The organism is Streptomyces sp. NPDC001137 (genome assembly GCF_040298885.1).
Lineage (GTDB): Bacteria > Actinomycetota > Actinomycetes > Streptomycetales > Streptomycetaceae > Streptomyces.
Genome location: NZ_JBEPBA010000030.1, coordinates 42,094 through 55,811 on the forward strand (window position 1 = coordinate 42,094; position 13,718 = coordinate 55,811).

Annotated in this window: 11 protein-coding genes; 4 read left to right on the top strand and 7 right to left on the bottom strand. The window is 74.2% G+C overall.

Going from position 1 to position 13,718, the window contains the following annotated elements:
- Positions 1-103: 103 nt before the first annotated feature.
- From epsC to ABT254_RS40090, 7 genes are read right to left on the bottom strand one after another with little or no spacing between them, the layout of a single operon-like run.
- Complete coding sequence (gene epsC, locus ABT254_RS40060; protein WP_351481912.1) at positions 104-649, bottom strand: serine O-acetyltransferase EpsC; 546 nt, start codon at positions 647-649, stop codon at positions 104-106.
- Positions 646-1,626 carry an isopenicillin N synthase family dioxygenase gene (locus ABT254_RS40065; RefSeq protein ID WP_351481915.1) on the bottom strand — a complete coding sequence of 327 codons (981 nt, stop codon included), beginning with the start codon at positions 1,624-1,626 and terminating at the stop codon, positions 646-648. The genes epsC and ABT254_RS40065 overlap by 4 nt, the downstream gene beginning before the upstream one ends.
- A complete protein-coding gene (locus ABT254_RS40070) occupies positions 1,623-2,285 on the bottom strand; it encodes a class I SAM-dependent methyltransferase (RefSeq protein WP_351481918.1) in 663 nt (220 codons plus the stop codon). Before ABT254_RS40070 ends, ABT254_RS40065 begins: the two co-directional genes overlap by 4 nt.
- Positions 2,269-3,336 (bottom strand): pyridoxal-phosphate dependent enzyme, encoded by a 1,068-nt coding sequence (locus ABT254_RS40075; protein WP_351481921.1) that lies wholly within the window; start codon positions 3,334-3,336, stop codon positions 2,269-2,271. The genes ABT254_RS40070 and ABT254_RS40075 overlap by 17 nt, the downstream gene beginning before the upstream one ends.
- A complete protein-coding gene (locus ABT254_RS40080) occupies positions 3,333-4,304 on the bottom strand; it encodes a formylglycine-generating enzyme family protein (RefSeq protein ID WP_351481924.1) in 972 nt (323 codons plus the stop codon). Before ABT254_RS40080 ends, ABT254_RS40075 begins: the two co-directional genes overlap by 4 nt.
- Positions 4,301-4,933, bottom strand: coding sequence for a GTP cyclohydrolase II RibA (ribA, locus tag ABT254_RS40085; RefSeq protein WP_351481927.1), 633 nt, complete (start codon positions 4,931-4,933; stop codon positions 4,301-4,303). Before ribA ends, ABT254_RS40080 begins: the two co-directional genes overlap by 4 nt.
- A complete protein-coding gene (locus ABT254_RS40090) occupies positions 4,930-6,822 on the bottom strand; it encodes a WD40 domain-containing protein (protein ID WP_351481930.1) in 1,893 nt (630 codons plus the stop codon). The genes ribA and ABT254_RS40090 overlap by 4 nt, the downstream gene beginning before the upstream one ends.
- 248 nt (positions 6,823-7,070) lie before the next feature.
- On the opposite strand from ABT254_RS40090, the gene ABT254_RS40095 reads away from it, so the two are divergent.
- Genes ABT254_RS40095 through ABT254_RS40110 form a run of 4 tightly spaced genes read left to right on the top strand, consistent with a single transcriptional unit; the run spans position 7,071 to position 13,704 of the window.
- On the top strand, positions 7,071-10,610 hold the full coding sequence (locus ABT254_RS40095; protein WP_351481933.1) for an ATP-grasp domain-containing protein: 3,540 nt from the start codon (positions 7,071-7,073) through the stop codon (positions 10,608-10,610).
- On the top strand, positions 10,607-11,152 hold the full coding sequence (locus ABT254_RS40100; RefSeq protein WP_351481936.1) for an NADPH-dependent FMN reductase: 546 nt from the start codon (positions 10,607-10,609) through the stop codon (positions 11,150-11,152). The genes ABT254_RS40095 and ABT254_RS40100 overlap by 4 nt, the downstream gene beginning before the upstream one ends.
- A 13-nt stretch (positions 11,153-11,165) precedes the next feature.
- The gene (locus tag ABT254_RS40105; RefSeq protein ID WP_351481939.1) at positions 11,166-12,461 is read left to right on the top strand and encodes an ATP-grasp domain-containing protein; all 1,296 of its coding nucleotides are present in this window, start codon (positions 11,166-11,168) and stop codon (positions 12,459-12,461) included.
- Positions 12,454-13,704, top strand: a complete 1,251-nt coding sequence (locus ABT254_RS40110) for an MFS transporter (RefSeq protein WP_351481942.1) — start codon at positions 12,454-12,456, stop codon at positions 13,702-13,704. The genes ABT254_RS40105 and ABT254_RS40110 overlap by 8 nt, the downstream gene beginning before the upstream one ends.
- Positions 13,705-13,718: the final 14 nt, after the last annotated feature.

The following is a 13,718-nucleotide window of genomic DNA, read 5'->3' on the forward strand; positions in this document are numbered from 1 at the left end:
TGGGCAGGACGTGGGTGTCCCGGCGGGGGGCGGGACGGCTGGGTGGGACAGGTGCAGCATCCGCGAGTTGGGCCCGGACGCGCCGGAATCGGGGCGGAGTTCGTCATCTCCCGGAGACACGGGCGGTTCGGCCGGCGGTGGCGGCCGCGGGGAGATCGTGCAGGACCAGGGAGTGAGCGGCGATGCGGCAGCCGTCGGCCACGGTGACCGGGCCCAGCACCGAGGCGCCCGTGCCGATCAGGACGCGGTCGCCCAGCACCGGGTGCCGGCGGCTGGCGCCGTCGCTGTCGCGCAGCCAGCCGCGGGAGCCGAGGGTGACACCGTGGTACAGCGTCACATCGTCGCCGATGACCGCGGTTTCGCCGATGACGACGCCGAAGCCGTGGTCGATGAACGCCCGTCGGCCGATCCGGGCACCGGCGTGGATCTCCATGCCGGTCAGCAGCCGGGCCAGCCGGGTCAGCGCGGCGGCCCGCAGCCGGCGCCCGCGCAGGTACTGACGGTGCGCCAGCCGCTGCAGCGTCAGCCCCTGCCAGCCGGGGTGCAGCAGCGCCTCCAGCCGGCCCGAGCAGGACGGGTCGCGGTCCAGCACCGCCTGGAGGTCCTCGCGGATCAGCCGGGTCAGGGAGGCCCCGCCGTTTGCGGTCATCGGGCCGTGGCCGCGACGGGCCGGGTGTCCAGGCGGCGGATGCGGTACATCGTGCGCTGGAAGAGTTCGTCCGCGGTGAGGGTGGCGAAGCGTTGGGGGGTGGTTTCGGCGCCCGGGGCGTGCAGGGGGGTGAGGGTGGTCCAGGGGGCCGGGTGGCAGAACTGGACGATCGAGAGGCGGCCCTCCTGCTGGTCGGGGCGGGCCACCACGCGGTGGACGGCGGCTCGCGCGAGGCCGTTGGTGAGCCGGTCGAGGACCATGCCGACGTTGACGACCGCGTGCCCGGGCGGCGCCTCGACGGATGTCCACTCGCCGTCCACCAGCACCTCCAGACCCGCCGCCGTCGCCCTCGGCAGTGCGGTGATCAGGTCGAAGTCCTGGTGTTCCTCCGCCCAGACGTGGCGGTCGGAGGGCGCCTGGTCCATCGGCGGGTACCAGGTGGCCCGGTTGACTACGGGGCCGTCCTCCAGCATGTCGGCGAAGTAGTCGGGGTGGGCGCCCAGTGCATCGGCCAGGGCACGTACGACATCGTGCTGGAAGCGCAGCATCCGGGTGTGCAGCTCGCGCAGCGCGGAGCCGATGCCGGGGACCAGGTGGTCGGGGAAGTACGGGTCGGGGTAGCGGGCCGGGTAGCGCAGGCGCAGCGGGTGGTGCTCGGGCAGCGGGGCGCCCCAGTGGAACAGCTCCTTCCAGTCCGGCACCGAGCCCTTCTCCGCGTGCTCCACCAGCGGCGGGGTGTAGCCGGACTGGCCGTTGCTGCCGGGGACCCGGCACTCCTCCTTGGCGTCGGCGTCCAGCGCGAAGAAGGCGTGGAGGAAGGCGTACGCCTCGTCCAGGAGGCTTTCCGGAACGGTGTTGCGGACGAGGAAGAACCCGTCCCGCAGGGCGGCGCGCAGGTGCTCCCGGCTGCCGGGCCGTTCCAGGTCGATTTCCTTGAGCATGGTCGGTCCCTTCACGGGTGACGTGGTCTCGTTCATCGGCCGTTCCTGCGGAACGACAGCACCAGGTACTCGAGCCAGTGGCCCTGGTACTGGAAGTTCCTGTCGATCACCAGGCGGTCGGCCGGGGCGAGCCCGGCGCCGGTGTACAGATCGGTGACGGTCTGTTCGGTCAGCCACCAGTTCAGGCGGCCGTCGGCCAGGGGGAGTTCGGCGACCTCGCCGTCGGGGCTGAGGAACACGCTGACGACGAGGGCCCCGCCGGGGCGCAGCAGGCCGGCGCCGTGGGCGGCCCAGGCGGGCCAGTCGGCGCGCCGCTGGTGGTGCAGGCAGCCGTTGTCCACGACGAGGTCGAGGCCGGTGCGGGCGAACTCCAGGAAGTCGCCCTGCCGGAAGCGGACCCGGCCGCGGGCGGGCGGCGCGGCGTCCCACACGTCCAGCAGGTCCAGGCCCGTGACGTCGGCGCCGAGTCCTTCGGCGAGCTCGGTGGTCTGCCGGCCGCGCCCGCAGCCGACGTCCAGGACCCGCCGGCGCCCCGGCCCGTCGGCGGCGGGCGCCTGGGCGAGCGCGAACCGGGTCACCCGGTCATTGGTCTCGGCGCCGGTCCACGAGTCGCGCCCCTCGCCGTACCAGCTGCCGAAAGAGTCGGCGACGATCCGCCGGTAGGAGGAGTACGACGTGTCAGTGATCGGCGGCATGGGTCCACTCCTCGGCTGTTCCGCGGCCGGCGGCGACGGCCACCGCGTGGCTGCCGCGTGGGCCCTCGTCGACGATGCGGGACGCGTGGAGCCACGCGCCCGCGGCACTGCTGGAGACGGCGATCTGCTGGGTGCGGCGCAGTTGCCGCATGGCGTCCAGCGCCTCGGCGTAGCCGGTCTCGGCGAAGCTGAAGTCGTCCTCGTACGGGGCCAGCAGAGGCTGTTTCAGGCCGTGGCCGAGGCCGCCGGTGCCGCTCATGCGGCGGGCGCCGCCGGGAGCACGGCCGTCACCGTAGGGCGCCTCCGCGGGGAAGACGGCGACGGGTGTACAGCCCGGCCAGCGCGTGTGCAGGGCCTGCGTGGTGCCGACGAGCGTGCCGGCGGAGCCGACCGCCGCCGCGAGCGCGAGGGGCCGTACGCCTTCCGCGGTGAGCCGGGCGGTGATCTCGGTGCCGGTGCGCTCGCGGTGCACGGCGACCGCCTCGGGGGCACAGTGCTGGAGGAGCAGCCGGCGCTCCTCGCGGGCGGCGATGCGTACGGCCTCGTCCATCGCGCCGAGGAATCCGGCGCCCTCGGGCCCGTGGGTGACCCGCGCGCCGTGTCGGAGCAGGGCGGCGACGAGACGTTCGGTTGAGCCGTGCGGTACGGCCAGGTGGAGGTCGAGGCCGAGCACGGCGCACATCTCCGCGAGGGCGAGGGCGAGCGAACCACCCGAGTACTCCACGAGCCGTACGTCCCGGGTGCCGGCCCGGGCCACGGCCGCGCACAACAGGGCGTACGCGGTACGGGCCTTGACGGTGCCGGTCAGATTGGCGGCCTCCGTTTTCAGCCATACGGTGCCCCGGCCGCCCCGGCTGGGCACGGGCACCAGCGGAGTGGCCCCCACGACGGGCCGCAGTGCCGCCAGCCGCGGCAGCAGCCCGAGGGCCCGCCGCTCCAACGGGGCAAAGGGCGCCTCGATGTCGGCGCGGCCGGGGGCACGGACGGTCAACTCCCTTGCGATGTCGGGGAGCAGGGCAGCAGGTGGGTTTGCGATGGAGGTCTGCGTCATGACGGCCGCTCACTCGTCGCCAGCCGGAAACCCACCGGGTACAGCGGCCCGGGGAACGCACCATGGCGGCGGCGGGTGCGGGTCAGGTCGCCGAAGCGGGCGAAGCTGCCGCCGCGGGCCACCCGGTAGCTGCCCATCGACTCGACCAGGTGGTCGGCGACGTGCTCGCCGCCCGGGTAGGGGACGTACTCGTCGGCGGTGAACTCCTCCACGTTGCCGCCCATGTCGTGCGCGCCGAACGGGGCCTGGCCGGCGGGGAAGGCGCCGACGGGGGTGGTGGTGTGCACGCCGGACTCCCGGGTGTTGGCGGCCTCCGGGTCGAACGCGCCCTCCCACGGGTACGGGCGGCCCTCCGGGCCCTTGGCCGCGTACTCCCACTCCGCCTCGGTCGGCAGCCGCCACGGGTGGCCGGTGCGCTCGCTCAGCCAGCGCGCGTACGCGTCGGCGTGCTCGGCGCGGATGCCGGCGACCGGGTGGTTGGAGCGGTCCCAGGGGTAGGCGCCCAGGTACCAGGTGGTGGGGCGGTCCGCCAGGCCGGTGTCGGCCAGGAAGTCGCGCCACTCGCCGTTGGTCACCGGATAGCGGGCGATCCAGAAGTCGGCGATCTCCACGGGGTGTTCGGGCGTCTCCTTGACGATCCAGGACTCCTCGACGCCCTTGTCGGCCCAGGCCCGGGTGACATACCCGACCTCGTCGGCGGGCAGCCCGATCGGGACCGTCGCGCCGGGGACGAAGCAGGTGGCGGGTACGGGGGTGATGCGCGGGTCGCCGAGGACGGCCAGCATGCTGCCGGCGGCGAGCCGTGCCGCCAGGGACAGCGTCGGGTCCTCGACGGCGGCGGCCAGCCGCAGGGAGTCCGCGGACTCGGGGCGCACCCGCGGGCGCGGGTAGCTGTGCACCCGGTCCGGGTCGGCGAGGTCCGCCTGCTCCTTGAAGTGCGGGGAACGGGCGACGTCTTCGAGGTTCATGCGCTGGCCTCCTTCAGCAGCGCCAGGGTGTGCCCGCTCTTGGCCTTGGCGGACAGATAGCGCTCGTTGTGCGGGGTGAGGTGGACGGCGGTGGGCAGCACGGCGTCGACCCGGACGCCGAGTTCGCGCAGCTGCGCCACCTTGTCGGGGTTGTTGGTCATGAGCCGGATGCGGGTCAGGCCCAGCGCCCGCAGCATCGCGGCGGCGGCCCGGTAGTCGCGCTCGTCCTCGCCGCGCCCGATGATCCGGTTGGCGCGGAAGGTGTCGATGTCCTGGTCCTGAAGGACATAGGTGTCCAGCTTGTTGTACAGGCCGATACCGCGGCCCTCCTGCCGCAGGTACAGCAGCACACCGCCCTCGGCGGCCATCGCGGTCAGCGCCTCGTCCAGCTGGGGCCCGCAGTCGCAGCGGGCGGAGCCGAACACGTCGCCGGTCAGGCACTCGCTGTGCAGCCGCACCAGGGGCACGCTCTGCGGTGCGTACGGCAGCACGCAGGCGACGTGCTCCTGGGCGTCGGGCAGGTCGTGGAAGGTGACGAGTTCGGCGGGGCGGCCGGCCGCGCGGTCCAGGGTGATGGGCACCCGGGCGCGGACCGAGACGGGGTGCGGCAGCGTGCTCAGCGGGTTCATGCGGCCCTGCTTTCCGACGTACGGATCTCCGCCGTACGACTCGTGGTACGGGTGGTGAGCAGCTCGTTCAGGTGCAGCGAGGTCCGTATCCCGGCCCGGCCGGCGCGGTCCTGGCCGACGACGAGGACACGGCCGTCCCAGCCGGCCACGGCGACCGTGCCGTCGGTGAGCCGGAGCATGCAGGACAGGCCCTGGGCGAACTCGGCCAGCACCCGCCCGGAGGCGAGGGTGGCCGCCGAGTCGTCCCAGTCGACCTGCCAGGCGTACAGACCGAAGTCGTAGGAGCCGGCCAGCACGACGGGCCGCTCGGCGGCGCCCAGCAGCGCCACGCACTTCACGGACTCGTCGGGGCCGAGCAGGGTCTGCACGCGCTCGGCCCGCCAGCCGCCGTCGTCCTGCCGGACCAGCCGGCCGGCCTTGACCGTGTGGTCGCGCGAGGCACTGGCGGCGGCCTCGGTGCCGAGCGCGGCGACCGCGTTGACGAGGTTGCCGTGCTCCCACAGTCTGCTGCGCCCGCGCGGACCGCCCGCCTCGACGGTACGGTCCGTGGCCGCCGACAGGAACCCTCCGGCCACGGCGGTCAGCGACTTCACGGACCCGTCGTGCGCCTCGATCCGCTCACGTACGTCGAGGGTGTCGGGGTCGAGCAGGAGGAACTCGCCGTTGTAGGTGCCGGCGACGAGCGTGCCCTCGTGGACGGTGAGGGAGGGCACGGGCGCGCCGAGACCGGCGCTGGCGGTGAGCGTCGTGCCGTCGTGGCGCAGGACGTGCCCGGAGTAGGTGCCGGCGTAGACGGTGTCGCCGTCGGTGGCCAGGGAGAGGATCGGGCCGTCGGTGAAGGCGGTGGTGCGGACCGCGCCGTTGTCCTCGGCGGCGGATCCGTCGGTGCGTACGGCGACGACGAGGCCGGAGTCGGTGCCGATGAGCAGCTCGTCGCCGCGCTGGGCCAGGGCGTTGGGGCCGTGGGTGGCGCCGTCGGGCGCGGTGATCTCGCGGCCCGTGGTCAGGTCGTACAGGTGCGGGCCGTTCCAGAAACTGCCGGCCGCGACGACACCGCCGGCGACGGCCACCGAGCGCGGCCACACCCGCCGGTCCTCGACGCGGTGCAGGCGGGTGCCGACGACGTCGAACCAGTGCAGGGCGCCGTCGTAGGCGCCGACGACGAACGAGGAGTCGTCCTCGGCCCAGGCGACCGCGCGGGCCGCGGAGGTGGACACGGGCACCGTGCGGACCAGGTCGAGGTCGGCGGAGAGCAGGTCGACGGCACCGTCGTCGCGGGCGACGGCGAGCAGCCGGCCGGAGTGGGACCAGGCGCAGCCCTCGATGGAGGAGTCGTAGCGGCGGGTGACGGGCGCGGTCGTGCCGTCCGGGTCGCTGACCGCGACCAGGCCGTCCTCTCCGACGGTGGCGACCAGGCCCTGCTCGCTGACCGACACCATCATGCAGTGCGCCTCGTGCGAGCCGACCTCGGAGATGAAAGTGCCGTCGACGGCCGACCACAGGGTGGCGCGGCCGTCCTCGGAGACACAGATGAGCCGCTCGCCGTCGGGCAGCCAGGCCACCGAGTTGATGTCGTCGGTGTGCCGGGCCAGCACGGTGTGCAGGGTGCTGCGGCCCCGCGCGTCCACCCGCCAGACCGCCACCGTCTTGTCGGCGGACGCGGTGGCCAGCACCTCGGGGTCGGCCGGGTTCCAGGCGGAGGCGTTGACCAGACGGCGGTGGCGCAGCCGGGTCAGCGGAACGGGGCGGGAGGGGTCGACGGTGTCCCAGACGATCACGGTGCCGTCGTACGAACAGGTGGCCAGTCGCTGTCCGTCGGGCCTGAAGCCCACATGGGTGAGGGGGGCCGAGTGGCCTGATCCGGAGGCCGGGAGATCAATGGTTCGCACGCCGTCTCATCCTTTTCTCGGGTGGCTCGGATTGATTCGTTCGCCGAGCACCGAAATTAGGCGGGCGGATTGACGAATGGCGAGCGGACGGAACGCAATCTGGCAACTTCCGATATTCCGGCGGGCGCTCTTGACAGGCGGCCGGTGCGGGCTACTTGACCCATTCCCCCGGGACTCCTTGAGGGGAGCGGCGACCTGGCGGACGCTGATCGCAAACGCTGGACGACCGGGTCGGGGAGCTGAGGGGCGTGCACATAGTTCTGGTGGAGACGACATCCGTCCGCGGATTCGACATGGTCGCGGAGATGGCGGACTCGGGAATCGAGGTGAGTTTTGTTTCCGGGAATCTGGCCGCCTATCGCGGGAAACCGGGATTCGAGCTCGCCTCGCGTGCCGCGCGTCTCGTGGAAGTGGAGAACCTGGCCGCCGGAAACCTCGCCGAGCGGCTGCGCGGAAAGCTCGGTCCCACCCCGCCGGACGGGGTGATCGGCCGCGACGAGGTGTACCCGTTCGCCGTCGCCGAGCTCGCCCGGGACCTCGGTCTGCCGCACGAGTCCCTCGAGACGGCCCGGATCCTCGGCGACAAGGCCGCCGTACGCGCTCGCCTCGCGGAGCACTCCGTGGGCTCGCTCGACTGGCGCCTGGCCACCACCGAGGCGGAAGGGCTGGCCGCGGTGGACGAGATCGGGCTGCCCGTGGTGGTGAAACCCACGGCGGGCGGCTGGTCGGTGGGGGTGACCGTCGCCTGGACCCGGGCGGCGGCGGCCCGTGCGCTGTCCGAGGTGCTCGGGGCGCCGCCCGGCCGGGACGGGGCCCCGCCGAGGGCGCTCGTCGAGCAGTACGCGGTGGGCCGGCATGTCAGCGCGGAGCTGCTGGTGCAGGGCGACCGCGTGGTACTGCTCGGATTCGCCGAGCGGCTGCCCGCGCCGCCCGGACAGGCGGCCGAGCTGGGCGGCCACTTCCCGGCAGCCATCGACCAGGAGGCGGCGGCCCGTGCCTTCGTCCAGGACGCCGTCCGCGCACTCGGCATCCGCGCGTCCGCCGTCCACGCCGAACTGCTGCTCACCCCGACCGGCCCCGAGCTGATCGAGATCAACGCCCGGGTCGCCGGCCATGTGGTGACCCGTCAGATGTCCCTGGCACTGGGCCGCTCGCTCACCCGGGACCTGGTGGCGCTGGCCGTCGGGGAGCCGGTGCAGGAGGCTGCGCCGGCGGAGAGCGTCGTCGCCCTCCACCAGCTCTGCAGCCCCGTCGACGCGGTGGTACGCGGCGTGAAGCCCGCGGACGCGCTCACACGGGACGTGATCGAGACCCACGTGGCCGTCGGCGCGGGTGACCGCGTCCGGGCCCTGCGCACCAACCACGACCGCTTCGGATACGTCCTGGCCCGGGGCCGCACCGGTGAGGAGGCGGCGCGGGCGGCGGCACAGGCCGCGGAACGCATCGTGACGTCGCTGGAACTGGAGCCGGTGGCGGCGGGGGTGGAGCCGGAGGTGGCCACGACGCGGTCGGCGCGGCCCGGCACCGGAGAGCCGCCGGCAGGGGCCCGGCCGGCCCTGGACGGCCCCGCGACAGCGGCACGCCACGGCAGCGGCACGCCCACCGCGGCGACCCGGCCCCCCACCGCCCGGGCCGTCGCCGCCCGGTCCACAGCCGCCGAGCCCGTCCGCGCCGACGCCCCCTCCGGCGACCACCTGCTCCTCCTGCTCGGTGCCGATGACCCCGCCGAGCGGGTCCTTGCCGCCCTCGGGGCCGTGACCGCGCAGGTGAGCGTGGTGTGGACCGGGGGGCCGGAAGGCGAGGGCGCGGCGCGGGCGTTGTGGGGGCGGCAGTACCACGGGCAGTGGCACAGGGCGGCGACGGCGGCGGAGGTCAGGGCCGCCGCGCGGGTCGTGCATGCCACCCGGCCGGTCCGCGCAGCCCTCACCTTCTCCCCGGCCGCCGTCCCGGCCCAGCTGCGCGAGGACGCACCCGGCTCGACGGCCACCGCTCCCCCGCCGCCCGGCCACACCGTCCTGGTGGCAGCACACCAGGGCGATGTCCACGTCCTCGCCGTCATCGACGAGGAACCGGACACCCGCGTGTGCCCCTCGAGCCTGAGCCCGCACCAGAGGGCGTCGCTCACCGAACGCGCCGTACGCGCGGTACGCGAGGCCCGGTCGGACGGCGTGGTCCGCTGTGTCTTCCCCACCGCCGGACCGGACACCCCCGTGCTCCTCCCCGGCCTCGACACCGCCACCATCGACCTCTACGACGCCACCCACACCCGCAGCCTCGTCTGCGCCGTCGCCGACACCGCCCTCGGCCGTAGCCCGCGCGGAGCGCATCGCGGCACCGTCGCCGTGCAGAGCGAGCTGCGAGCGCCCGCCCGCCGCTTCCGGGTCGTCGAAGCCACCACCGCCGGTCAACTCGGCGCCCGACCAGGGCTGTTCAGGGCCGAGGTGTTCATGGGGGCCGGTGCCGAGCACGACGGGGCCGAGCCCCCCGTATGGCTGCGGCACACCGTCGTCGCGGACGGACACGGACCGGCGCGCAAGGCCGCCACCCGGCTGACCCGGTCCCTCGTCCTGCGCACCGCCGACCGGGACCGCACCCACGTCCTGCTCCTCGACCGGCTCGGCGCCGCCACCTGGACCTCGGCGGACGGTACGACCCCCGTACTGCCCGCCGACCGCTTCCGGACGAGTGTGCTGACCTCGGCCGCCGGCACCGGGCCCGCCGACATGACCGTGCGCACCGACCTCACCGACGACTTCTCTCTCACCGCCCTCGCCCGTGCCGTCCACACCGCGCATCCCGTGCACCGGGTGGCCGCCATGTCGGAGCGGCTGCTGGAACCCGCCGCCCGCATAAGGGAGTTGCTGGACGTTTTGGGGGAACGGCCCGAGGAGGTACGCCGGTTCATGGACAAGGCCGTCATGAAGCGGATCGCCCGGCGGCACGGGATCCGTTGCGCCGACGGGCTGCTCGCCCGGACCGCCGACGACGTGACGGAGATGTTCGACCGCCACGGGAAGGTCGTCCTCAAGCCGCGGGCCGCCTCCGGCTCCCAGGGCGTGGCCGTCGTCTCCTCCTGGCCTGCCCTGCAGGCCTGGCTGCGCGAGGAGTTCGTGCCGGGCACGCAGCTGTGCGAGGAGTTCGTCGACGCCCCCATGTGCCACATCGACGCGGTCGTACACGACGGCGAACCCGTGTGGAACGTGTCCGTCTACGAGCGGGACACCATGGCCCTGAGGAGCGGCCTGCCCCTGTCGTCGGCCACCGTCGCCGACCCGGCGGTGCGCGCCGCGGCCGGCCGGCTGCTGGCGCAGGTCGTGGACGCCTGGCGGGTGCGTTCGGGGGTGCTGCACCTGGAGGCGTTCGTCACCGGCGAGCGGCTGACGTTCTGCGAGGTGGCCGGCCGGCCCGGCGGCGGTGGGGTCACGGAGGCGTTCCTCGCCACCGACGGCATCGACCTGCGCCACGCCAAGCTCCTCGCCGACGCGGGCGAGGACCCGCTGAGCGGGCGCCGGGACCCCGTCGCCGCGTACGCCGGCTGGACCGTGCACTACAGCGGGGGCGGACGGCTGCTGGAGTACGACGACTCGGCGGTGGCGCAGTACGCCCACTTCCGGTCCGTGCCGGCACACGTCGGCGACACCGTCCCCGCCTCGACGTTCTCCGGCACCGGCGTGAGCACCCATGTCTTCGTCCACGACTCGCACAGCGAGCTGTCACGGCTGCTGGCCCGCGCCGAGCGCGAGATACGCGTGGTGACCGCCCCGGTGGACGAGGGGGTACGGCGGTGATCCTCGGCATTCTCGGCAGCGCCGCCAAGGGCTCGGTGACCCGCGAGATCCTGCTGCGGGCCGGCGAGCGCATCGACCGGGCCGGCCGCGGCTTCGAACTGGTCGACCTGGCCGTGGAGTTCCCCGAGCCGCACGCCCTCGCCGACTACGACGACCCGCCGCCGGGCAGCCAGACCGCGCTGCTGCGGGCCCGCGTCGCCCGCGCCGACGGCGCCGTGCTCGCCACACCCGTCTACCACGGCTCGTACAGCGCACTGCTGAAGAACGCGCTGGACCACCTCAAGGGCGACGCGCTGGCCGGACGGCCGGTCGGCCTGATCGCCGCGGGCGGCGGGCCGCGCAGCGCCGGTGTCGCCTGCGACCAGCTGCGCACCGTCGTCCGGGCGCTCAGCGGCTGGGCGACGCCCACCCATGTCGCCACCACCGCATCCGACCTCGTCCACCCGGACGCCCTCCGCTTCCTCGACCGGCGGCTCGACGTGCTGGTCGGCGAACTCCTGTCCTTCCGTTCGGCTCCTGCATCCTTCCCCGTCCTGACCTGAAAGGCCTCACATCATGGGCTCCCCCCACCTTCTCCTCCTCGCCGGGATCGGCGGCCACGCCCCCGACGAGGCCCTCGCATCGCTGGCCGGCGTCTCCGACACCGTCAGCGTCGTGTACGTCACCGCCTGGCGCCCCTCCGAGCAGGTACGGGCCGACTGGCAACGGCGCGGTCTCGGCGGCGAGTTCCTCGACGCCCCCGACCTGGACGCGGCGGTCGAGGCCGCGGTCGCCCTGCACGGCCGACTGCCGCTGGACGGCGTGGTGACGTACTCCGAACTGCTGCTGCGTCCGCAGGCCGAGATCGCCGAGGCGCTGGGTCTGCCCGGCAACCCGCCCGAGGCGGTGGCGGTCGCCCAGTCCAAGGCCCGCCAGCGCCTGGCCTTCGCCGAACACGGGGTGCCCTCCCCCGAGTTCGAGGTGATCACCAGCGAGCGGGACCTCGCGGCGGCCGCCGCCCGGGTCGGGCTGCCCGGGGTGTTCAAGCCCTCCCTGGGTGCCGGCAGCCAGAGCGTCCGCCTCGTGTCCACCTACGCGGAGCTCATCCACGCCTTCGCCGCCGCACGCGCCGAGAAGACCCCGTTCCTGCAGTCCGACGAGGCGTATCTGCTGGAGCAGCGGATGGCGCTGGAGACGGACGGCGACAGCGGATATGCGGCCTACTGCAGTGTGGAGTCGCTGCTGGCCGACGGCACCGCCCATCACCTGGCGGTCTCCGACCGGCTGCCGCTGGAGCACGGCTACGCCGAGGAGGGCGTCGTGCTGCCCGGCCGACTGGACGGGGCGACGCGGGCGGCCGTGATCGACGTGGCCGACCAGGCGATCCGGGCGATCGGGCTGACCGTCGGCGCGGTGCACACCGAGATCGCGCTGACGCCCGACGGCCCCCGTGTCATCGAGGTCAACGCGCGCGCGGGCGGACCGCTGCCCACCATGTTCAAGGTGGCCGCCGGGTACGACTACGCCGCCGAGATCGGCCGCAGCGCGCTCGGCCTGCCGCCGTCCGGGCTGCCCGAGTTCACCCGGGTCGCCCTGCTGCGGTTCCTGCCGATCCCGGCGGGCAACTGGCGGGTGGCCGGCCAGACCCCGGTCGCGGAGGTCCTGCGGACCTTCCCCGAACTCGTCTACGTCTCCCCCCGTTTCGAGTCCGGCCAGCGGGTCAGCCGCCAGGGCACCCTTCATCTCGCCAGCTTCATGGTGGACGCCCCCGACCGGGCCGCCGCCCGCGCCGCCGCCCGGCGAGTGGAAGAGGCCCTGGCGATCAGGCTGGTGCCGGGATACGACGCGACGACAAGGGCGGACCGTGACTGACCGGGCCGCCGTGAATCAGCCGGCGCCGCCCCGCAGGTTCTACGGAGTGGGCCTGTGCGACGCGCTCGGCCTCGGCATGTATCTGTCGTCGTCGGTGCTGTTCCTCGACCGCGCGGCCGGTCTGACGAACCAGCAGATCGGCGTGGTGCTCGGCACCTCGGGCGTGGCGTCGCTGCTGGGCGCCATGCCCATCGCCCGGGCCGCGGAACGCTTCGGCGTCCGCTCCGTGCTGAGCGCGCTGTTCGCGATCCGCTGCGCGGCCTTCCTCGCGCTCGCCTCGGTCGCCTCCTTCGGGCAGGCGCTGGTCGCGGCGGCGGTGGCCGGGGTGCTCAGCCGGGGCATCGGCCCGCTGATCGAGTCCGGGCTGATCAGCCGGGTCCCGGGCGACCGGGCCGTGGGCACGCTGGCGCGGCTGCGGACCCTGCGCAACGCCGGCATGGCGGCCGGCGCGCTGCCCGCGGGCGCCGCGATCGCCGTCGGTGAGGCCTGGGCATACCGGGCGGTGCTGGTGGCGTCCGCGGTGCTGTTCCTGTGCTGTGCGGTGGTCTGCCGCGGCTTCCCCGCCTCGGCCGCCGCGCCCGGCAAGCCGGTGGGGCGCGCCCGTGTGCTGCGCAACCGCGCCTTCCTCTCCATCACCGTGCTCTACGGGGCGCTCACGCTGTCGGCGCTGCTGCTGGGCATCGGGATGCCGCTGTGGATCGTGCAGCGCACCCAGGCGCCGCCGTGGACCGTGACGCTGATCCAGCTGCTGAACACGGCGGTCGTCGTAGCCCTGCAGGTACGGCTGAGCAGGGGCTCGGAGCGGCTCGCGCGGGCGCGGGCGCTGATGTGCGGCGGGGGTCTGCTGGCCGGGACGGGCGCGCTGGTGGTGCCGTTGACGGCGCTGGGCGGGGGAGGGTTCGACCTCGGGGTCGTGGTGGCCGCGGCGCTGCTGCTGTCGCTGGGCGAGCTGATGATCACCGCGGGCACCACCGGGGCGGCGTTGCAGCACATCCCCGAGGGCCACAGGACGAGTCATCTCGCGGCGCTGAATCTGGGTTTCGCCGTGACGACGGTCGTCGGCCCGCCGCTGATCAGCACCAGTGTCGGCTGGGACTGGGCCGGCTGGACGGGCTGGGCGGTGTTCTTCGCGACCCTCGGCGTGCTCGCCCTGCGCGTCCCCGAACCCCCGGCCCGGTTCCGACGGGAACCGGTGGATCAGGAGGAACGGAATCAGGAACACCAGGCAGCAGACGCGACCTGAGCGAAGGGCGAGGT